The sequence below is a fragment of the Pseudomonas frederiksbergensis genome (assembly GCF_003732665.1).
Taxonomy (GTDB): Bacteria; Pseudomonadota; Gammaproteobacteria; order Pseudomonadales; family Pseudomonadaceae; genus Aquipseudomonas; species Aquipseudomonas frederiksbergensis_G.
In genome coordinates this window covers 242946-265248 of sequence record NZ_MOBP01000023.1, presented here as the reverse complement: position 1 = coordinate 265248, position 22303 = coordinate 242946, and the positions used below count along the sequence as shown (strand labels likewise).

The 22303-nt window shown below is 60.5% G+C and carries 17 protein-coding genes; 11 read left to right on the top strand and 6 right to left on the bottom strand.

Features of this window, described 5'->3' with window-relative positions; translation table 11 throughout:
* Nucleotides 1–11: 11 nt before the first annotated feature.
* From BK665_RS30980 to BK665_RS30970, 3 genes are all read right to left on the bottom strand, one after another.
* On the bottom strand, nucleotides 12–1217 hold the full coding sequence (locus BK665_RS30980; RefSeq protein ID WP_123410278.1) for a hypothetical protein: 1206 nt from the start codon (nucleotides 1215–1217) through the stop codon (nucleotides 12–14).
* Nucleotides 1218–1222: 5 nt separating this feature from the next.
* Nucleotides 1223–3745 carry a CS1-pili formation C-terminal domain-containing protein gene (locus BK665_RS30975; RefSeq protein WP_123410277.1) on the bottom strand — a complete coding sequence of 841 codons (2523 nt, stop codon included), beginning with the start codon at nucleotides 3743–3745 and terminating at the stop codon, nucleotides 1223–1225.
* Between the two features lie 86 nt (nucleotides 3746–3831).
* On the bottom strand, nucleotides 3832–4326 hold the full coding sequence (locus BK665_RS30970) for a CS1 type fimbrial major subunit (protein WP_123410276.1): 495 nt from the start codon (nucleotides 4324–4326) through the stop codon (nucleotides 3832–3834).
* 487 nt (nucleotides 4327–4813) lie between these two features.
* Between BK665_RS30970 and BK665_RS30965 the strand changes: the two genes are divergently transcribed.
* Both BK665_RS30965 and BK665_RS30960 read left to right on the top strand, forming a co-directional pair.
* Entirely contained in the window at nucleotides 4814–5386 is a 573-nt protein-coding gene (locus BK665_RS30965; protein WP_123410275.1) for a PadR family transcriptional regulator, read from the top strand.
* Nucleotides 5383–6171, top strand: a complete 789-nt coding sequence (locus BK665_RS30960; protein WP_123410274.1) for a siderophore-interacting protein — start codon at nucleotides 5383–5385, stop codon at nucleotides 6169–6171. Before BK665_RS30965 ends, BK665_RS30960 begins: the two co-directional genes overlap by 4 nt.
* Before the next feature lie 122 nt (nucleotides 6172–6293).
* On the opposite strand, the gene BK665_RS30950 is transcribed toward BK665_RS30960, so the two are convergent.
* From BK665_RS30950 to BK665_RS30940, 3 genes are all read right to left on the bottom strand, one after another.
* A complete protein-coding gene (locus BK665_RS30950; RefSeq protein ID WP_123410272.1) occupies nucleotides 6294–6938 on the bottom strand; it encodes a Pr6Pr family membrane protein in 645 nt (214 codons plus the stop codon).
* Between the two features lie 2 nt (nucleotides 6939–6940).
* A complete protein-coding gene (locus BK665_RS30945; protein ID WP_123410271.1) occupies nucleotides 6941–7171 on the bottom strand; it encodes a VF530 family protein in 231 nt (76 codons plus the stop codon).
* 208 nt (nucleotides 7172–7379) lie between these two features.
* Entirely contained in the window at nucleotides 7380–8771 is a 1392-nt protein-coding gene (locus BK665_RS30940; RefSeq protein ID WP_123410270.1) for an aminotransferase-like domain-containing protein, read from the bottom strand.
* Between the two features lie 349 nt (nucleotides 8772–9120).
* On the opposite strand from BK665_RS30940, the gene BK665_RS30935 reads away from it, so the two are divergent.
* The 9 genes from BK665_RS30935 (at nucleotide 9121) to BK665_RS30890 (ending at nucleotide 22231) form a co-directional block, all read left to right on the top strand.
* Complete coding sequence (locus tag BK665_RS30935) at nucleotides 9121–10326, top strand: benzoate/H(+) symporter BenE family transporter (protein WP_123410269.1); 1206 nt, start codon at nucleotides 9121–9123, stop codon at nucleotides 10324–10326.
* Nucleotides 10323–11495, top strand: coding sequence for an NAD(P)/FAD-dependent oxidoreductase (locus BK665_RS30930; protein ID WP_123410268.1), 1173 nt, complete (start codon nucleotides 10323–10325; stop codon nucleotides 11493–11495). Before BK665_RS30935 ends, BK665_RS30930 begins: the two co-directional genes overlap by 4 nt.
* Before the next feature lie 29 nt (nucleotides 11496–11524).
* Entirely contained in the window at nucleotides 11525–11956 is a 432-nt protein-coding gene (locus tag BK665_RS30925) for a Rid family detoxifying hydrolase (protein WP_123410267.1), read from the top strand.
* Between the two features lie 90 nt (nucleotides 11957–12046).
* Nucleotides 12047–13300 (top strand): threonine synthase, encoded by a 1254-nt coding sequence (gene thrC / locus BK665_RS30920; protein WP_123410266.1) that lies wholly within the window; start codon nucleotides 12047–12049, stop codon nucleotides 13298–13300.
* 11 nt (nucleotides 13301–13311) lie between these two features.
* On the top strand, nucleotides 13312–14550 hold the full coding sequence (gene glyA / locus BK665_RS30915; protein WP_123410265.1) for a serine hydroxymethyltransferase: 1239 nt from the start codon (nucleotides 13312–13314) through the stop codon (nucleotides 14548–14550).
* Between the two features lie 323 nt (nucleotides 14551–14873).
* Nucleotides 14874–16256: a carbohydrate porin gene (locus tag BK665_RS30905; protein WP_123410264.1), complete on the top strand. Its 1383-nt coding sequence runs from the start codon at nucleotides 14874–14876 to the stop codon at nucleotides 16254–16256.
* 192 nt (nucleotides 16257–16448) lie between these two features.
* Nucleotides 16449–18860 (top strand): glucose/quinate/shikimate family membrane-bound PQQ-dependent dehydrogenase, encoded by a 2412-nt coding sequence (locus BK665_RS30900; RefSeq protein ID WP_123410263.1) that lies wholly within the window; start codon nucleotides 16449–16451, stop codon nucleotides 18858–18860.
* Between the two features lie 312 nt (nucleotides 18861–19172).
* On the top strand, nucleotides 19173–21590 hold the full coding sequence (gene lon, locus BK665_RS30895; RefSeq protein ID WP_123410262.1) for an endopeptidase La: 2418 nt from the start codon (nucleotides 19173–19175) through the stop codon (nucleotides 21588–21590).
* A gap of 182 nt (nucleotides 21591–21772) precedes the next feature.
* Complete coding sequence (locus BK665_RS30890) at nucleotides 21773–22231, top strand: hypothetical protein (protein ID WP_123410261.1); 459 nt, start codon at nucleotides 21773–21775, stop codon at nucleotides 22229–22231.
* The last annotated feature ends 72 nt before the right edge of the window (nucleotides 22232–22303 follow it).

Here is a 22303-nt window from a genome sequence, read left to right as displayed (position 1 = left end):
TCACCCGAGCGTCACACTTGCGAATCCCAGACCACCGTGATGTTGCCCTTGAAGGGCCTGCCGGCGGAGGCCCCGACCACTTGGCTGGTGCTGTGTTCCGACATCTCGAAATGCAGGGTGCCCGGCTTGCGATCGACGTAGAAACCGGGCTGGAACGGCGCTGACTCGGTACGGTTGAGTGGCATGTGGCTGACCGGGTGCCCGCTGCTGTTCACCAGCCCGTGGGGCAGGCTGACGCTGACATTCACCACCCCGCCGATGCCCGTCTGCCGATCGATAATTGCGCAACCGTTGACCAGCTCCCACTCACACTCCAGCTTCATCGTGAACCGCGATGACGCCGAGATCAGGAACGTCTGGTCGCGCAACAGGGCCGTGGGTTTGCTCCCCCGGTCCAGCCAACCCTGCCAGCCGCCCAAGGGTTCAAGAATCACTTGATTGCCACCGGGTGGAAGGTCGACTTTCAGGGTGTGTTGCACGTCGAGGACGAAGTCCAGGGTCAGGTTGCTGTCCGTGGGCTGCATGTTGCCGATATTGAAATCCGCGCCCGGGTTGAGCACATAGTTGAGCGAACCGGTGTAGAGCCCTCCGGACATACCCAACGGATTGGGCGTACGCAGTTCATAGGCGAAATCCAGTGACTCGAAAGACATCGACGGAATCCGGAAAGACGTCACCTTGGTGCAGTTGCCCGAGCTCGGGGTTTTCCAGAAAAACAGGTACGAATCGGCGGTGTAGGAACCGACGCCGCTGTACAGACAGTTGGTTGGCGCGTAAACCCAACTCTGCCCGCCCCAGAGCTTCTGGTGCCCTTCGAGATTATCGGTGACCCCCGCCAGGTTGGCAGCCGTATCACTGAGGCGGTATCTGGAGCCAATACCGCTGATGCGCACTTCAACGATCTCTGTGTGCAGGGTGTCCTTGTTGGTGACCGTCAGTTGCCGCCAGTACGCCGGGACTCTGATTGAAACCCCCGTCGTGGCGAAGATGGGGCCTCTGGGTCCGAAATTGATCGGTGCCCGGATGCTGAATGTTTCGTTCGCCCTGCACTCATCCGGATAGGTGGCGCAGTAACCACTGTTCGGCGTCTGGTTGATAAAGACATTTCGTTGCGGCTGCGCCGGATCAGGCGTGAACCGCGCCCTGATTTCCTGATTGAACGCCTGCGCCGACGGCACGACCAGCGCCAGTGCCAACCCATACATAAACCATTTCATAGGTCTTAACCCGCCTTCTGATCAGTCGACGTAACGTCGGCCAGGGTGTCCGGCGTGCACCGCAGGTCACCGATCATCAACACGTTGTTTTCGCTGCGATGACGGCTGGCGTCGAGGCGGAACTGGCACAGCAACTGGTTGCCCTGGCGCACTTCCAGGGTCGGTGAACCGGCGTTCATTTCCATGGAGAAGAAGCCGTCGACTTCGGTCACCCCGCGGCTGGCGTGGTTGATCACGTGGTGACCCTTGAGCGGCTGGCCCTGGGCATTGACCAGGCGACCGAGCACCGTCAGGGTTCGCATCACCCGCACCTTGCGGTACTCCACGCCGCCCTTGTTCAGGTGATAGCGCGTGCGCGACGGCTCGATACTGGCGTAGGGCACGTGATTGCCTTCGAAGTCGAAACTCACCGAGCTGTTCTGATAAGCCGTAATCGGGATGAAATTACGCCCCGGATGCAGGGCCGCACTGCCGCCGCTGAAATCATCGGCGCGCAGGGCGATGCCGTCGATATCCGATTCCACGTCAACAATCAGCCCCGCGCCGCGCACGTCGCTGTGGCTGGTCAGGACCATTTGCTCGCCGCCAACGGCCAGGGTGCTGTCCAGGTTCAGGCCGCCAGTGAATTTATTGTTGTAGGAGGAGCGCTGGACAAAGCCGTCGCCACGCACCGCGTCGGTGCGGAAACTGGCCAGGCTGGACATCCCCACGCCGTAGGTGTCGGTGAGGGCGGTGACCGAGACGTTTTGCAGCACGTGGTCCTTCAAATCCTTGCGCCAGCCCAGGGACGCGTTGTTATCGCGCCCGCCTTCACGGGCGGTGCGCGAGCCGATGCTGCCGGTGATTTGCTGGCCGGGCGCGCCCAAGGCCAGGTTGAGGCTCAGGTCGACCCCGCGATTGCGATCATCGCCGCTGCTGAAACTGCCGGGGCGATCAAACAGCGACAAGCGCCAATTGGCATCGCTGCCCCAGAGCACGGTGCGCTGTGTCCAGCCCAGGTCCAGGCCGACGCCTTCAACGTTGCCCTCACTGTGGGACACCCGGGCATTGATCGAACTTTTGCTGTTGAGGCGATGGTTGATCGCCAGGGACGAGTTGCTGGTTTCGCCGACAAACACATTGCGCTGGCGCACCCGGGTGCCGTCGGGCAGCACATCATAGATGTCGGTGGTGTCCAGCCAGCTACGGTTGTGGCTGACCACCACACTGCCGGAGCCGTAGTTGTAGAGACTTTGCAGGTCAACGCCGGTGCCGTGGTCCTGGGTCTGGTAGACGTTGGCGAACAGGCTGAGGTGATTGGCCAGGGTCCAGTCGATGGACGTGCCGTACTGCATCTTTTCGCGAATCTGCCGCGCCGACAGCCCGAGGATGACCCGCGGATGCAGCAGGTAATTGACCGACGCCCCGGCCGTCGCGCTGCCGCTGGCCTGTTGGTCCCAGTTGCTCAACAGCTTGGTTTCTTCGCCGGCAAACACGTTATAGCGCCAGCGCTCGTCGAGGTTGCGCCAGTTACTGGGCTTGTAGACCAGCTCTTGGGTGGTGGAGGTGGTCTGGCCGTCTTCGATCAGTCGCACTTCCACTTCATAGATGCCACCGGGCAATGGCCGGGTGTCGAGGGTTTGCAGGCCGGCGGGCACTGATTGGGTGTTGATCAGCAAGCCGTCGCGATAAATCTCCACCGAGCCCTGGCGATTGGCGGTGACGTAAATCGGATAAATGCTGGGCGCCGGGTTGTTGATCGCCAGGCTGTCGGAGCTGCCATACATGACGCCGACGGTGGTATCGGGGCTGTTGCCGAACGTGCGTGGTTGGCGGGTCAGCCCTTCGGAATTGGGGGTGAAATAGCCCAGGCGCAGGAAGTTGCCCTGCAATTCGCGCTGGGTGTAGAGCTCGTGAACCGCGTGGTAAAGCTGATCATCCGGGCCGCCGAGACGGGCCAGTTGCATGTTGAACGTCTGGCTCCAACTGCCCAGGCTGCCACTGGCCTCCAGGCCAAAGCGCCCACCCAGGTCCTGGTCCTGACCACCGTTGAGGTTGAGTTGATTGCGCAGCATCAGCCCACTGCTACCCCCTTCCGGCTGTTCGAAGTAACGCTTGACCTCGGTGTCGCGCTCGGCGTTTTCAGTGAGGATCGACAGCAGCGAATTTTCCAGGTTGTAGTGCACCGCCAGCAGTTGCTCGGGGCATTGTCGGGTGCAATCGCCCAAGGGCACTCCCGGTTTGAGATAGCTCGCCCAGGTTTCACGTTCCGCGGCGCTGAAGCGGCTGTCGCGGGTGTCGGTAAATTCGAGCAGGGTGATGCGGTCATCGCGGGACAACACGATCATCGCCTCCCCCAGGGGTTGCTGATCGAGTTCCACGCGAACCGCCAGCGGCACATCAAAAAAGTGCTCCTCGAATTCCGCCGGCAGGCCTTTGGCCTGGGCCAGCAGACTTCTCGGTGTCGTACCGGCGGAAACCGGAGCCGCGACCGCGCTGGCACAAAACAACAGCGCAAGTGCCGCCGCGATGGGAGTCATCGGGAACATGAACACGTACTCAGATTACAAACCAGTGGAAATCCGACGGGCAAACAAAGTTATCTGCCCGTCGGTTGATGCCAAGTAAGGGTAAGTTAGCGGCTTCCGCCAACTGGAGGGACGGCATCAAACATCATCGCCACCACACCGGTGTAATCGCCGGGTTGGAAAGTCGTACCCTTGGCGCTGATACGCAGTGGCGCGCGATAGTTAACGTCGGACTCGGTTTCGCCCACCACCAATTGCGGGGTGGTGGTCAGTTCCTTGCCATTGATTTCAACTTTCAGATCGATGCTGCTGGCACCGGCCATCAGCTTCGGAGCGGTCACGACACTGGCGTGTACCGAACCGTTGTTGTTGCGCACATCAAAGAAGCCGTGGACTTCATCCATGGTGCCGCTGCTTGGGCTGAAATCCATGCGCTGATCCTTGTTGACCAGGTCAGGATCGACAGGCACCACGTAGAAACCATTGGTCGGTACGTGGGCGACAATGTTGATCGAGTGACGCGCTTCACCAGCGGCGAATGCCATGGAAGAGGTCAGCGCCAGCAAAGCCAGTGGTGCAGCAACAGTCATTTTCTTGAACATCTTTAAGTACCTGTCTTGTCAATTAAGTGGCTCATTGAAAGTTCAAATCCTGTTGGGGTTTGAACTTTCAACGCCAGGGAATGATCCACCACCGCCCTCGGAAAGTAAGCAAGTAACTTCCGACGAACATGTAGTTAGATGCCTTCGCAACAGGCCAGAAAAAAGAACAAAAAAGGCAATTATTGATGGGTAGCTGTCAGCACTTACCTACAGACAGTTTTATTCAAAAAACCACACAGCCGTTTACCCAATATATACGGCCCCCTGACAACTTCCAGACTATAAACCGATGAATTAATAGAGTGATAACTTTAACTTTAAAGTTATCCGGGCTTACGCAAGCGAAAAATCGATTTGACGATGCCGGGACTGACTCACCAGCCTGGCGCCGTTCGTCGGCGCACGGAAACGTCTCTCGGAAAAGGCCTTGCCATCGCCTAAAGATATATCTTAAGTTGTATCTAAACATGACGAGAGAACTGAAAAAATGAGAGACCATCATTCCCACCGCGAACACGGTGACGGCCGCGACGGCTTTGAGAAACGCCCTGGCCGCGAACGCGGTGGACGCGGCCCACGGGTGTTCGCCCCAGGTGATCTGAAATTGCTGCTGTTGGCGTTGATCGCCGAACAGCCGTGTCACGGCTATGACCTGATCCGCCAGATCGAAGGCATGTTCGACGGCGCCTACAGCCCCAGCCCCGGGGTGATTTACCCGACCCTGACCTTCCTCGAAGAAAGCGAAATGATCACCGGCGATGCCGAGGGCGGGAAAAAACGCTACAACGTGACCGACGCCGGACGCCAATCCCTGGGCGACCAGGCGATTGCCCTGGAAGGCGTACGGATGCGCGTCGATGTGAGCAAACGTTCACTGCGCGGCCATGATCGCCCGGCAGAAATCCACGAAGCGGTGCACAACCTGCGTCATGCCCTGCAACTGCACCACGGACGCTGGAGCCCGGAAGAAATCATCCGCGTCGCCGCCCTGCTCAACAACACTGCCAAAGCCATCGTCGACGGCCCTGCCGTTCAAGCCGCACAGGAGAACGCCGAATGAATGTCGTTTTTGAAAACCAGACCATCCACCGTGTGACGCACGAGATCAAACGCCGTCGCCTGAAAGTGTTGCGAGTGGTCGACCTGACCCCACGCATGCGCCGCATTACCTTGGGCGGGCCCGAGTTGGCGGGCTTCGTCAGCCTGGGTACGGATGATCACGTCAAACTGCTTTTCCCACAGAACGCCGCAGAAACGGCCGCGCTGGAAACATTAGTACTGGGCGCCGGCAAAACCGATCAACCCCTGCCCCCCATGCGCGACTACACGCCCCGTCGCTATGACCTGGACACGCTTGAGCTGGACATCGATTTCGTCCTGCACGGCGACGGCCCTGCCTCGACCTGGGCCGAGCAAGCACAGCCCGGCCAGTTCCTGCACATCGGCGGGCCACGGGGTTCGATGATCGTGCCGGACATCTTCGACAGCTACCTGCTGATCGGCGACGAAACCGCCCTGCCCGCCATCGCCCGACGCCTGGAAGGCCTGGCGGCCAACCGCCGCGCCTTGGTCATCATCGAAGTGGAAAACGGTAGTGAACAGCAGAAACTGCAAAGCCCTGCGCAGGTGAATGTGATTTGGGTGTTGCGCGATGGCGGCCAGAACAACCTGCTGAACACCGTAAAAGAGTTGCAGGTGCCGAGCGGCAATCTGTATGCGTGGGTGGCGACCGAGACCAAGGTGTCGCGGCAAATTCGTCGGGTGCTGCTCGATGAGCATGGGCTGAATGAGCAGTTCGTCAAAGCCGTAGGCTACTGGCGGCTGGATGGCAGCGACGAGGAATAACCCCAACGCAAATCCCCTGTGGGAGCGGGCTTGCTCGCGAAGGCGGTGTGTCATTAAGCATTGATGTGACTGATACACCGCATTCGCGAGCAAGCCCGCTCCCACATTTGGAATTGTGGCGTTTACAAACTTGGTTTTCGCCAGCGATCCAGCCCAACCACCAACACCGCCATCGCGACAAACCCCGCCAATATCCCCCCGGCATTGAGAAACACCTGTGGATAACCCAGCGCCGCCACATCAATGAACGGATACGGATAAGCACTCAGCACATGCCCGCGCAGCAGCACATAGGCGAAGTACACCAGCGGGTAAATCACCCACCAGCCGATATGCCGCCAGCGCAACGTGCCTTTGGGCACGCAGCACCACCAATAAACCAGGTACAGCAGCGGCATGATGTCGTGCAGCAATTCGTCGGCGAGCAATTGCCAGCCTTCGGGGTGCCACAGATGGCGCAACAGCAGGCTGTACGCGAGCCCGACCACGACAATGCTCACGGTGATGCCGCTGCTTACTGACGGTCGCAAAAACCAGCGGCGCGCCGCCGATTCCCGGGAGGTCAGTTCGCAGGTCAGCACTACGGCTACCAAGGTGTTGGTCAGCACGGTAAAGAAGCTGAAGAAACTCACCAGCCCACCGAGCAGGCTGGCGCCGATCTCCCAGCGGGTGCCGAGAATCAGGTACATCTGAACCGTCAAACCGACCCAGCCCAGCACCGCCGCCATGGCAACAAAACGGCGCCTAGGGGCAGAAGAGATCGGCATGATCAGAGCGGACGCTTGGTACGCATCAACTTCACGTACAGCCGTTCGACCTTCTCCCGCGCCCACGGGGTTTTGCGCAGGAAGGTCAGGCTCGACTTGATGCTCGGGTCACTCTTGAAACAACGAATATCGATGCGCTCGGCCAGCCCCGCCCACTCGTAGTGTTCAACCAGGGCGTTGAGGATTTGTTCCAGGGTCACGCCGTGCAGCGGGTTGGTGTTCTGTTCGGTCATGCCGGGCCTTTGCGCGAAGAAAGAATAAAGAAGCCGCGCACCTTAGCCGAGGGTTTGGTTGGGTGGAAGCGCTCCGTTAACTGTAGGTCAACCACCAACACCCGTAGGAGCAAAGCTTGCTCGCGATGGCGGCTTAACATTCAGCATGGATGTTGATTGATACACCGCTATCGCGAGCAAGCTTTGCTCCTACGGGGGACGGCGCGGCTCAGTAATACCGTCGCGGATCGGAATCGATCAGGCTGGCGAGTTTGGTCAGGGCAAAACGCAATTCGTCCTGGCTGGTGGGCGACATCAGCACCAGCCTCACGCAACGAGTAATCCCCGAACGCTCAGCCTGGAACTGGGTGCCACTGAGCACCAGCACACCATTGGCCCGGGCGAGCATGGTGAATTCATCGCTGGTCCACGGTTCGGGCAGGGTCAGCCACACGTGGTAGGAATACGGCTGGGTCTTGAGTTCGAAATTGGCAAAGATTTCCTGGGCAATCGCCTGCCGTCCCGCCGCTTCGTTGCGCTGGATGCGGATCAGTTTCTTGTCCAGGCCTTCGGTGATCACATTGCTCGCCAGTTGCGCGGTCAGCGGCGATGGCATCCACACGCTGCTGCGCACCATCGAGGTCAGGCGCGACAGCAGTTTCGGCGGGCTATAGATGTAGCCGACACGCAGCGCCGGCATCACCGACTTCGACAGGCTGGTCAGGTACACCGAACGGTCCGGGGCAAACGCCGACAACGGCTTGATCGACGGGTCGGTGGCAAGAAAGCCATAGATGTCGTCGTCGAGGATGATGAAGTCGAATTCTTCGGCCAGTGCGGCGATTTGCGCCCGGCGTTTTTGCGACATGATCGCCGCCGTCGGGTTCTGGCAGGTCGCCACGCACACCAGCATCGCCGGTTTTTCCCGCAGGCACAGTTCGCGCAGCGCTTCGGGAATGATCCCTTCGTCGTCCATCGGCACGCCCCGCAGGCGCCGCTCCAGGCCATGGGCCAGGGAAATGATGCCGGGGTAGCAAAGCTCTTCGCAGAGCACCAGGTCGCCAGCGTTGGTCAACGCACTCATCGCCACCATCAAGCCATGCTGGGCGCCGGCGGTGATCACCACTTGCTGCCATTGCGCGTCGGGCAACGAATGACGCAACCACTGCGCCCCCGCCTCGCGATGCGCCGGATGACCGCCGTCCGGCGCGTAATCCAGGGCGCGGGCGAAATCGGTGCTCTTGGCCATGCCTACCAGGGCACCGCGCAACCAGTATTCCAGGGTTTCGCTGTAGGGCTTGATGATTGAAAGGTCGAGCAGTTCCGACTGCCCCAGGTTCAGCGGCGCGGCGGCGCTGTTGCTCGCCGGCAATTCCAGTTGCTTTTGATTCAGCACATACGTGCCGCGCCCCACTTCGCCCTGCACCAGACGCCGGCGATGGGCTTCGCTGTAGGCGCGGCTGATGGTGCCCGGCGTGACATTCAGGGTCGTGGCCAGCTCCCGCAAGGTCGGCAGGCGATCACCTTCGTTCAACACGCCGTTGCTGATATCGCGCGCCAACGCATCGGCAATCGACAAATACATCGGCTGGCTGAACTCGCTTAGCTGGGGAACCCACATGAATGATCACTGCCCATCGTAGAAATGATGAATATCCGAGCATATCACATGGAGGTTAGGCAACTAATAAATCGACCCAATCGATAAATTGAGTCGATTGATGCCGTGATTGAATCGATAGACATCTTCAACACCGGATATTTTTCAAAGATTTAATAAGCTTATAAATCAATCATTTAATTCTTAAATAAGCAAAAAACAGGCACTGATAGCAAAAAAACATCTCGTAACATCCCCGTCACCTATTGAATCAACTCAATTCATTCAAATACACTCATCTCGAATCGAAGCAATCGACTCAATCTTCCCCTGATCACTGCCCGGCCCCGCCGCGCCAAGTCGAGACATCATGGACACACTCAGAAAAGACCTATCCCTGTCAGCGGTCATTGCCGGATTCATCGCGGTGATCATTTCCTACGCCGGCCCGTTGATTATCGTGTTCCAGGCAGCCAAGGAAGCGCACCTGCCCAACGACGTGGTGTCTTCGTGGATCTGGGCGATTTCCATCGGTAGCGGGATTACCGGCCTGTTCCTGAGCTGGCGCCTGCGCATTCCGGTGATTACCGCGTGGTCAACGCCGGGCGCGGCGTTGCTGGTGTCGATGCTGCCCACCGTCAGCCTGCCCCAGGCCATCGGCGCTTATATAGTCGCCTCGGTGATCATTGCCATCGTCGGGTTGTCCGGGGCCTTCGATAAGTTGATGAGTCGCCTGCCCAAGGCCATCGCCGCCGCCATGCTCGCCGGTATCCTGTTCCGCTTCGGCGCCGAGCTGTTCACCTCGATCAAGCTGCAACCGGCGCTGGTGCTGTCGATGATCGCCGCGTACCTGATCTTCAAACGCTTTTCGCCGCGCTACGCAATCCTGTCGGTGCTGATTGTCGGCTGCGCGGTGGCCGCCTCGTTCGGCACGCTGAACAGCGGTTCGATCACCATTGACGTCGCCCACCCGATCTTCATCGCTCCGGAGTGGAGCTGGCACGCGATCATCAACATTGGCCTGCCCCTGGCCCTGGTGACCCTGACCGGCCAATACGTGCCCGGCATGGCGGTGCTGCGCACCTCCGGCTACAACACCCCGGCGCGCTCGATCATTTCCGTCACCGCGATCGGTTCGATCCTGATGGCACCGTTCGGCTCCCACGGGTTCAACCTGGCGGCGATCACTGCCGCCATCTGCACCGGCCGCGAAGCCCACGAAGACCGTGACAAACGCTACATCGCCGGGATCGCCTGCGGGGTGTTCTACATTTTGATGGGCACCTTCGGCGCGACCCTGGCCTCGGTGTTTTCCGCCCTGCCCAAAGAGCTGATAGCCTCCCTCGCCGGCCTCGCCTTGTTCGGTGCCATCAGCGCCGGGCTGACCGGTGCCATGGCCGATGAGAAACAACGGGAAGCCGCGTTGATCACCTTTTTGGTGACCGCTTCGGGCATGAGCTTCCTCGGTCTGGCCGCCGCGTTCTGGGGCCTGATCTTCGGCCTCGTCGCCCACTTCGTGCTGACCTACACCCGGGAAAGCAAAGCCGCCGCACTCGCCGAGGGCAGCCGACCATGACCGCTCGTTACGATTTCATTGTGGTCGGTGGCGGCATCGCCGGGGTCTCTGCGGCCTATGAACTGGCGGCCCACGGCAGCGTCTGCCTGCTCGAACAGGAACAGCAACTGGCTTACCACACCACCGGCCGTTCGGCGGCGATCTCCATGGAAAGCTACGGCAACCAGCAGATTCGTTCGCTGACCTGTGCCTCCCGACGCTTTTTCGAGAACCCGCCGGAAGGTTTGGCCGAACATCCATTGTGGTCGCCACGGGGCGCGTTGATCGTGGCCCAGGCGGCGCGGGTGGACAAATTGGCGGCGCGTTTCAGCGCGGTGCTCGGGCAAGTGCCGACCGCCAAGTTTCTCGACGACAAACAGGTATTGGAGTTGGTGCCGTACCTGGCCGAAGGCGCCTGGAGCGCCGGGATCTACGAGCCCAGCGCCTTCGACCTGGACGTGCACGGCATTCACGGCGCCTACCTCGGTGGCCTGCGGGCACGGGGCGGTTTGATCAAGCGTGAAGCCGAAGTGCTGCGCGGCGAGCACCGCGCCGGCCACTGGACTTTGCACACCCGGGACGGCCAACGTCTGGAGACAGCCATCGTGGTCAACGCCGCCGGCGCCTGGGCCGATGACTTCGCCGAGCGCTGCGGCGTGCCCAAGGTCGGCGTGCGCCCACTGCGGCGCACGGTGCTGGCGGTCGATCCGCAATGCGACGTGCACCACACGCCGTACCTGGGCACGGTCGACGAAGACATTTTCATCAAGCCCGAAGCCGGGCGCCTGATCGTTTCGCCCTGCGATGAAAGTCCATCGCTGCCCTGCGATGCGCTGCCTGAAGAACTGGATCTGGCGATCACCATGGATCGCCTGCAAAGCACCACGCGCCTGCGTCCGCGCTCGATCATCAACAAATGGGCGGGCCTGCGCACCTTCGTCGCCGACCGCTCCCCGGTGCTCGGCCAGGACCCGCAGCAAGAAAGCTTTATCTGGCTCGCCGCCCTCGGTGGCTACGGCATTCAAGCCGCGCCGGCCATCGCCCGACTGTGCAGCCACGCAGCGTTGGGTATCGCCATGCCGGCGGACCTGGCGGCGCTGCAACTCAACTACCAGCATTTTTCCCCGGCCCGTTGCCGCGACGAAGAATTTTCAAGCCTGGCCGTCAAGCAGGTTGCCGATTTGCACTAACCCCAACCCACTTAACAAGGAACGTCACCATGCAGACCAACGCTCAACTCCAGTCCGTCGCCAAACCTTTCCTGGGCGAAGAAAACGTGATTTTCACCGACAAGGCGCCACTGCCACTGGGCACGTATTCCCAAGGCATCCGGGTCAGTCACGGGCAAACCATCTACCTCTCAGCGCAGACCCCGGTTTCGGCGCTGAACAATGAAGTGCTGGCCCAGGATTTCGAAGGCCAGTTGCGCCAGACCCTGGACAACCTGCAGCAAATGGCCGAAGCGGCCGGCGGTACGCTGGCGAATGTGGTCAAGGTCACCGCGTTCATCACTGACTTGAGCGAGTTCCCGACCCTCAACCGCGTGATGGAAGAGTATTTCACCAAGCCCTACCCGGCCCGCACCACCGCCGGTGCCAGCGCCCTGGCGCGCAATACCCTGGTCGCCATCGACGCGATCATGGTGGTCTGAAAACACCTTCTGTCCGTGAAGTGCCCGTCGGTCCACGCGGACCGACGTCGGCAGGGAAGCACCAGCACAGCATACTTTCAGGGGGTGGCCATGAAGAATTCGTACAGAGAGTATGTGTTGCAGTGCCTGGTTTGTGATCGCAGCTACCAGCCGCACGAGGTCAGCTATTACTGCCCTCATTGCAAGATCGATGGTGCGCTCGATGCGCTTTACGACTACCCGACGCTCAAGCGCGAATGGCCCCGGGACAGCCTGGCGCACGACCAGGCCCGAGGCATGTGGCGCTATGACCGCTTGATGCCGTTGAGCTCCACGCAATTCATTCCGCCGTTACTGGTGGGCAATACGCCGCTGTATTCGCGCCCCGAGCTGCTGGGCAAGGGTGCGCGGATCAAAGTCTTTATCAAGGATGAATCCCGGCAACCCACCGGGTCGTTGAAGGACCGCGCCAGCGCCCTGGCGGTGGCCCACGCCATGCAATCCGGGGCGCGCACCGTGGCGGTGGCCAGCACCGGCAACGCCGCCTCGGCCCTGGCCGGGATGAGCGCCAGTCTGGGTTTGCACAACGTGATTTACCTGCCCAAAAGCGCGCCTCGGGAGAAGCTCGCGCAGATGCAGGGCTACGGCGCCGAGATCGTGCTGGTGGACGGTCAATACGACGAAGCCTTCGAACAATGCCTCAACGCCTGCGAAACCCACGGCTGGTACAACCGCACCACCGGGATCAATTCGTACATGAGCGAAGGCAAGAAAACCGTGGCCTTCGAAATGTGCGAACAGCTCAACTGGCAGGTGCCGGACCTAGTGTTCGTGCCGGTGGGCAACGGCTGCATTCTCGGCTCGGTCTACAAGGGCTTTTTCGACCTGCTGCAACTGGGCTGGATCGAGCGCATCCCGCGCCTGATCGGCGTGCAGGCCGAGCGCAGCAATTTCATGTACCGGGCCTGGCGCAGCGACCAGCCAATGCACCTGACCGAGCGCATCGCCCCCACCAGCCTGGCCAGCAGCATCAACGTGGCGTTGCCCCGGGATCGCCTCAAAGCCATGCGCGCCGTGACCGCCAGCGACGGCGAATTCATTTGCGTCAGTGATTCGAGCATCGTCGCCGCCGCGTCCCGCCTGGCCGCCAGCACCGGCGTGTTCCCCGAGGCCGGCGCCGCCAGTGCGTTCGCCGGGCTGCTCAAGTACGCCGAACAACACCCTGACACTGCGCAGACTGCCGTGATCCTGATCACCGGCAGCGGCCTGAAAGACACGTCCATTTTTCTATCCGACTCGACCAAGAGCCAGCCACGGGTGCAGCCGCATCACGTGCCGGCCGCGCTGGCCGAAGCGCTTACTTAAGGAACCTCAGCATGAGCCTGCAAAATTTCGACCCCGCCGTTGCCCGCCTGATTGACCGCGAACGCAATCGTCAGGAAACCCACCTGGAGCTGATCGCTTCGGAAAACTATGTCAGCGAAGAAGTGCTCCAGGCCCAGGGCTCGGTGCTCACCAACAAGTACGCCGAAGGCTATCCGGGCAAGCGTTACTACGGCGGTTGCAAGGTGGTCGACGAAATCGAAAACCTCGCCATCGAACGCGCCCGCAAGCTGTTCAACTGCGAATACGTCAACGTCCAGCCGCATTCCGGCTCCCAGGCCAACCAGGCGGTTTTTCTCGCGGTGCTGGAACCGGGCGACACCATCCTCGGCATGTCCCTGGCCCACGGCGGTCACTTGACCCATGGCGCCTCGGTGAATTTCTCCGGCAAGTTTTACAAGGCGTTTTCCTACGGGCTGGAGAAGGAAAGCGAAACCCTCGACTACGCCGAAATGGAAGCCCTGGCCCGGGAACACCGGCCGAAAATGATCATCGCCGGGGCCTCAGCCTATTCGCGGACCATCGACTTCCCGCGCTTTCGCAAAATCTGCGATGAAATCGGCGCTTACCTGATGGTCGACATGGCCCACTACGCCGGGCTGATCGCGGCGGGGGTTTATCCGTCGCCGGTGGGCATCGCCGACTTCATCACCTCCACCACCCACAAAACCCTGCGCGGCCCGCGCGGTGGCTTGATCCTGGCCAAGGCGCAATACGCCGCCCTGCTCGACAAGACGATTTTCCCGGTGTACCAGGGCGGGCCGTTGATGCACGTGATCGCCGCCAAAGCCGTGGCCTTCAACGAAGCCCTGAGCGACAGTTTCAAGCACTACCAGCAACGGGTGATCAACAACGCCCGGACCATGGCCGACATCCTCACCCGCCGGGGTTTGCGCGTGGTGTCCGGTGGCACCGATTGCCACATGTTCCTGCTCGACCTGCGCTCGATGAACATCACTGGCAAGGACGCCGAAGCACTGCTGGAAAGCGCCCACATCACCCTGAACAAGAATGCGATTCCCGATGATCCGCAGAAACCGGCGATCACCAGCGGCATCCGCATCGGCACCCCGGCCCTGACCACCCGAGGCTTCGGCGAAGCGGAATGCGCCGAAGTGGCCAACCTGATCGCCGACCTGCTGGAACAACCGAACAACGCCGCGCTGCTGGACAACACCCGGCGCCGAGTGATGCATCTGTGTGAGTGTTTTCCGGTGTATCTGTTGAGCTGATCAATACCTGAACACCCTAAATCCCTGTGGGAGCGGGCTTGCTCGCGAAGGCTGTTGAACATTCAACAGTTCTGTTGTCTGGCACACCGCTTTCGCGAGCAAGCCCGCTCCCATAGGTTGTGTATTTTTTGCCGGTTAATCCCCTGCGGCAGCCTGTCGCAGCGGACTGTTACCAAATCCGAAAAGCTGCATGTCAGTAAAAGCCCTTTCTCTCTTTGTTACAGAACATTATCCTGCCGCCCTTAAGCTGAAACGCTTCACTGCCCACGCCACCTCGTTGCGTTCAGTTCACTCCCCAGAAAAAGATCAAGAATTTCTACTTTATGCCCGATTTTCCAGCTCCGCGAGACAGCGCTGTCTTCACCCCTGTTGCCCAGCGAAAAACCCTGAACCTGCTCGGCGGCCTCAGCGCCTTCGGCCTCGCCACTTGCGTGCACGCCGCCCCGGCTTTCGACAGTGACTCCCAGTGGATGCTCGGCGACTGGAACGGCACGCGCACAGAGCTCGCGGAAAAAGGCTACGACTTCAAAGTCGATTACACCGGCGAAATGGGCAGCAACCTGCACGGCGGCTATGACCACGACCGCACGGCGCGCTACAGCGACCAGTTCGGCCTCGGCACGCACCTGGATTTGCAGAAGATCCTCGGTTGGGACGACGCTGAATTTCAGTTGACCATCACCGAACGCAACGGCAACAACATCAGCAACGACCGGATCAACGATCCACGGGTCGGCGGCTTCACTTCGGCCCAGGAAGTCTGGGGCCGTGGCCAGACCTGGCGCCTGACCCAAATGTGGTACCAGCAGAAATTCTTCGACCAGAAGCTCGACATCAAGGTCGGCCGCTTTGGCGAAGGCGAAGACTTCAACAGCTTCCCCTGCGACTTCCAGAACCTGGCGTTCTGCGGTTCGCAAGTGGGTAACTGGGTGGGTGGCATCTGGTACAACTGGCCGGTCAGCCAGTGGGCGATGCGGGTCAAATATCACCTGACCCCGGAGCTGTACGCGCAGGTCGGCGCGTATGAGCAGAACCCGTCGAACCTGGATCGCGGCAATGGCTTCAAGCTCAGCGGCAGCGGCACCCAGGGCGCGATCCTGCCGATTGAGCTGGTGTGGACGCCCAAGCTCAACGGCCTGCCCGGCGAGTACCGTGCCGGTTATTACTACAGCAACGCCAAGGCCACCGACGCCTACAAGGACAGTAATGGCCAGCCTGCGGCCCTGAGCGGCGAGGCGTACCGCAGCGCGTCGAGCAAGCACGGTGTATGGCTCGGGGTGCAGCAGCAGATCACCAGCCGCGCCAGCGACAACTCCCGAGGCTTGAGCGTGTTCGCCAACGGCACGATGCACGACAAGAAGACCAACGCCATCGACAACTACGTCCAGGCTGGCGTGGTCTACAAAGGCTTGTTCGATGCCCGGGCCAAGGACGATATCGGTTTCGCCCTGGCCCGCGTCCACGTTAACCCGGCCTACCGCAAGAACGCCGAGGCGACCAACCAGGCCCGCGCCGTTTATGACTACGACGATCCGTCGTTCCTGCCGCCGCAAGACACCGAATACAGCGCCGAACTCTATTACGGCGTGCACGTGACCAATTGGCTGACCGTGCGCCCGAACCTGCAATACATCCGCCACCCCGGTGGCGTGGACAAGGTCGATGACGCGCTGATTGGCGGGATCAAGATCCAGTCCTCGTTCTAACCACACCGCAACCCCTGTAGGAGCGAGGCTTGCCCGCGAAGAGGCCATCACATTCAACATTGATGTTGGCAGACACACCGCCTTCGCGGGCAAGCCTCGCTCCTACAGATTTAACTGAACCATGCCCGCGCCTGATCGTCATCTACAGTGAACTTGCGCGGGACTACTTAAAACGTCACGGAGAACCACACTATGAGCACTGATGGTGCTTTGAGTCGAAGCCGTCTGCTACCGAGCCTGCTCGGTATCCTGCTTCTGCTAATGGGCCTGGCCATGCTGGCCGGGGGGATCAAGCTGAGCATGCTCGGCGGCTCGCTGTATTACCTGCTGGCCGGTATCGGCCTGGCGCTGACCGGCGTGCTGCTGATTGCCGCCCGCCGCGCTGCGCTGGGCCTGTACGCACTGGTGCTGTTCGCCAGTACCGTTTGGGCGCTGTGGGAAGTCGGCCTCGACTGGTGGCAACTGGTGCCGCGCCTGGCGATGCTGTTCGCCCTGGGCATCGTCATGCTGCTGCCGTGGTTCCGCCGTCCGCTGTTGCGCACCGGTGCTGCACCGATGGGCACCGGCGCGCTGGGCGTGGCCGTGGTGCTCGCGGGCGCCGCTGCACTGGCCAGCCAATTCACCAATCCCGGTGAAACCAAGGGTCAACTGGACCGCGACAGCGTGCCGGGCATGACCAACACCGCCCCGGCCATGCCGGACGGTGACTGGAACTCCTACGGCCGCAGCGCCCACGGTGATCGTTACTCGCCACTGGCGCAGATCACCCCGGAAAACGCGCACAAGCTGGTTCCGGCGTGGACCTTCCGCACGGGCGACATTCCCGGTCCTAACGATCCGGGCGAAACCACCGCCGAAAACACCCCGCTGAAAGTCAACGGCATGCTCTACGTGTGCACGCCGCACAGCCAGGTGATCGCGCTGGACCCGGACACCGGCAAGGAAATCTGGCGTTTCGATCCGAAGCTCTCCACGCAAAACGCGGCGAACTTCAAGGGTTGGGCGCACATGACCTGCCGTGGCGTGTCGTATCACGATGACGCCGTGTACGCCTCCGAGCAGAGCCCCACCGGCAGCGCCAGCCCGGCCGCCGCCAGCAATGCCTGCCCGCGCCGGATCTTCCTGCCGACCGCCGACACCCGTCTGATCGCCCTGAACGCCGACACCGGCAAGATGTGCGAAGACTTCGGCGACAAAGGCCAGATCGACCTGCGCGCCAACATCGGCAGCTTCACCGCTGGCGGTTACTACTCCACTTCGCCTCCAGCGGTCACTAAAGACCTGGTGGTGATTGGCGGCCACGTCACCGACAACGTTTCCACCGACGAACCAAGCGGCGTAATCCGCGCGTTCGACGTGCACACCGGCAAACTGGTGTGGAACTGGGACAGCGGCAACCCGGACGATACGACGCCGATTGCCGAAGGCAAGACCTACACCCGCAACTCGCCGAACATGTGGTCCATGTTCGCGGTCGATGAAAAACTCGGCATGCTTTACCTGCCGATGGGCAACCAGACCCCGGACCAGTTCGGTGGCGCCCGCACGCCTGAGTCGGAATTGCACGCGGCCGGCCTGACCGCCCTGGACATCAACACCGGGCATGTGAAGTGGCACTTCCAGTTCACCCACCATGACCTGTGGGACATGGACGTCGGCGGCCAGCCAACCCTGATGGACCTGAAAACCGCTGACGGCGTGAAGCCAGCGGTGCTCGCATCCACCAAGCAAGGCAGCATCTACGTGCTGGACCGCAGCACCGGCCAAGCGATTGTGCCGATCAACGAAGTGCCGGTGCCACAAGGCGCTGTCGCCGGTGATCACACCTCGCCGACCCAACCGAAATCCGACCTCAACCTCATGCCACCGCCGTTGAAAGAACGCGACATGTGGGGCGTGACTCCGTTCGACCAACTGATCTGCCGGATCGACTTCAAATCCCTGCGCTACGAAGGCCCGTTCACCCCGCCATCGCTGCAAGGTTCGATCGTCTATCCGGGCAACTTCGGTGTGTTCGACTGGGGCGGTATCTCGGTTGACCCGGTGCGCCAGATTGCTTTCATGAACCCGGACTACATGGCGTTCAAATCGAAACTGATCCCGGCCGCCGAAATCGCTGCCCAAGGCCCGCGTAAAAGCGAAACCGAAGGCGTGCAGCCGAACAAAGGCGCGCCTTACGGCGTGGTCCTGGAACCGCTGCTGTCGCCAATGGGCCTGCCGTGCCAGGCACCGGCCTGGGGTTACGTGACCGCGGTGGACCTGACCACCAGCAAAGTCATCTGGAAACACAAGAACGGCACCGTGCGCGACAGCTCGCCGGTTCCGATCCCACTGAGCATGGGCGTGCCAAGCCTGGGCGGCACGTTCACCACCGCCGGTGGCGTGGCCTTCCTGAGCGGCACCCTCGACCAGTACCTGCGTGCCTATGACGTGAAAAACGGCAAGCAACTGTGGGAAGGCCGCCTGCCAGCAGGCGCGCAAACCACGCCGATGACCTACACCGGCAAAGACGGCAAGCAATACGTGCTCGTCGTCGCCGGCGGCCACGGGTCGCTGGGCACCAAGCAGGGTGACTATGTGATGGCGTACAAACTGTCCGAGTAAGTGTTAGCGGCGGTTAAACGAAAGGCGACTCCTGTGAGGGGGTCGCCTTTTTTTGTGTGAAAAGAACGCAATTTTCAATACACCACTGATCCCCTGTGGGAGCGGGCTTGCTCGCGAAAGCGGTGGGTCAGTCAGCATCACTGTTGGATGTGAAATCGTCTTCGCGAGCAAGCCCGCTCCCACAGTGAATCGGTGTTCTTCAAGACAATGACCTGTCAAAACCCTGAACACACACCCTGAAATATCCATTGCCATTGAAACCACCCCCCACCTGCCCCATCTAAGACCCATACCCCATTGCGCAGGTGCCCCATGAGCGACCAGCAAGAATTCCCTGAAGACCCGAGCGACTACGCCGAAACCGACCACATCGAACACCATTCCACCGGCAAAGGCCTTGCCCTGCCTGGCCAGAACCTGCCGGACAAGGTCTACATCATCCCGATCCACAATCGCCCGTTCTTCCCGGCCCAAGTGCTGCCGGTGATCGTCAACGAAGAGCCGTGGGCGGAAACACTGGACCTGGTGAGCAAATCCGATCATCACTCCCTGGCCCTGTTCTACATGGACACGCCCCAGGAAGATCCGCGTCATTTCAATACCGGCGCGCTGCCGGAGTACGGCACCCTGGTCAAGGTGCACCACGCCAGTCGTGAAAACGGCAAATTGCAGTTCGTCGCCCAGGGCCTGACCCGGGTGCGCATCAAAACCTGGCTCAAGCACCATCGACCGCCGTACCTGGTGGAAGTCGAATACCCGCACCAGCCCACCGAGCCGACCGATGAGGTCAAGGCCTACGGCATGGCGCTGATCAATGCGATCAAAGAACTGCTGCCGCTCAACCCGCTGTACAGCGAAGAGCTGAAGAACTACCTCAACCGCTTCAGCCCCAACGATCCATCGCCCCTGACCGACTTCGCCGCCGCCCTCACCTCCGCCACCGGTGGCGAGTTGCAGGAAGTGCTCGACTGCGTGCCGATGCTCAAGCGCATGGAAAAAGTCCTGCCGATGCTGCGCAAAGAAGTCGAAGTCGCGCGCCTGCAGAAAGAAATCTCCGCCGAAGTGAACCGCAAGATCGGCGAGCATCAGCGCGAGTTTTTCCTCAAGGAACAGCTCAAGGTCATCCAGCAGGAGCTGGGCCTGACCAAGGATGATCGCAGCGCCGACATCGAGCAGTTCGAGCAACGCCTGGAAGGCAAGGTCCTGCCGCCCCAGGCGCAAAAACGCATCGAAGAGGAAATGAACAAACTGTCGATCCTCGAGACCGGTTCGCCGGAGTACGCGGTGACCCGCAACTACCTCGACTGGGCGACCTCGGTGCCGTGGGGCGTGTATGGCGAGGACAAACTCGACCTCAAGCACGCGCGCAAGGTGCTGGATAAACACCACGCCGGCCTCGACGACATCAAGGACCGCATCCTCGAATTCCTCGCGGTCGGTGCCTATAAAGGCGAGATCAGCGGTTCCATCGTGCTGCTGGTGGGTCCGCCGGGCGTGGGCAAGACCAGCGTCGGCAAATCCATCGCTGAATCCTTGGGCCGGCCGTTCTACCGCTTCAGCCTGGGCGGCATGCGTGACGAGGCCGAGATCAAGGGTCATCGCCGCACCTACATTGGCGCGCAGCCGGGCAAACTCGTGCAGGCGTTGAAAGATGTCGAAGTGATGAACCCGGTGATCATGCTCGACGAGATCGACAAGATGGGCCAGAGCTACCAGGGCGACCCGGCCTCGGCGCTGCTGGAAACCCTCGACCCGGAACAGAACGTCGAATTCCTCGACCACTACCTGGACCTGCGCCTGGACCTGTCGAAAGTGCTGTTCGTCTGCACCGCCAACACCCTGGACTCGATCCCCGGCCCGTTGCTCGACCGGATGGAAGTGATTCGCCTGTCGGGCTACATCACCGAAGAAAAAATCGCCATCGCCAAGCGTCATCTGTGGCCGAAGCAACTGGAGAAGGCCGGCGTGTCGAAAGGCAGCCTGAGCATCAGCGACAGCGCGTTGAAAGCATTGATCGACGGATACGCCCGTGAAGCCGGGGTGCGCCACCTGGAAAAAGAACTGGGCAAACTGGTGCGCAAAGCCGTGGTCAAGTTGATCGACGAGCCGAAAGCGGTGATCAAGATCGGCCCCAAAGACCTGGAAGCCTCACTCGGTCATCCGGTGTTCCGCAACGAACAAGTGCTGTCGGGCACCGGCGTGATTACCGGGCTGGCCTGGACCAGCATGGGCGGCGCGACCCTGCCGATTGAAGCGACGCGGATTCACACCCTCAACCGTGGCTTCAAACTCACCGGGCAATTGGGCGATGTGATGAAAGAGTCGGCGGAAATCGCCTACAGCTACGTCAGCTCCAACCTGAAGTCGTTTGGCGGTGATCCGAAGTTCTTCGACGAGGCCTTCGTCCACCTCCACGTCCCGGAAGGCGCCACTCCGAAAGACGGCCCGAGCGCCGGCGTGACCATGGCCAGCGCCCTGCTCTCCCTGGCCCGTAACCAGGCGCCGAAAAAAGGCATCGCCATGACCGGCGAACTGACGCTGACCGGGCATGTCCTGCCGATTGGCGGGGTACGCGAGAAGGTGATCGCGGCGCGGCGGCAGAAGATCTTTGAACTGATCCTGCCGGAGCCGAACCGTGGCAGCTTCGAGGAATTGCCGGATTATTTGAAGGAAGGGATTACGGTGCACTTTGCCAAGCGGTTTGCGGATGTGGCGAAGATATTGTTCTGATTCAGTTGCACAGAAGTAGCGATGTAGTAAATGGCCGGTCTGAACCCCGGCCATTTTTTTATTCCGAATCGAAAGGTTTGCCAACCTATATCAAATCATTCTAAAAAACTGTCAACTTTGACAGTGGTTAGCCGCTGGTGCACTGGACACACTCCAACTCAAACATCAACGGAGTAGAGACTATGTTCAGAAACATCAACGGAAAAATTAGCTGCATCCTGGGCAGCGCCAGTAAGCCCGAAGGAGTTTCGTTTGAATCAACGGACTTATCTATCGATAGCCGGGACGCGCCAGAAGACTATGTCATTGGTTTCGACGTGAACAAAGGGAGCGACGACAGCCATAGGCGCGCGTCATTTGTTCTGCTTAGAGATATTGCCACCGGACCGCATGTGATGCACCAGGGCGCGTCTTTTTCCAGTGCGGGTTATTCGGAGCGTGCCTATGAAGGCGCAACCAAGCGAATCAATCAGTACTCTGTTATTTCCGGCGTATTAGAAATCGTGGTGACGGATATAAGTGCGGCCGTTCGAAAGTACGACATCACAGGTTTTTCACTGTCGGTAAAATCAGACATTGGTAACGCGCCAGCCATAACCGTGGAAGGAAAATTTGAGTTTTATATAAGGAAACATGATTAACAGGCGGTAAAGAGTTTTCAAGGTGCCACGACGCCGCCATCGAGAAAAACGACAGCGGCGTGCGGTACAGAA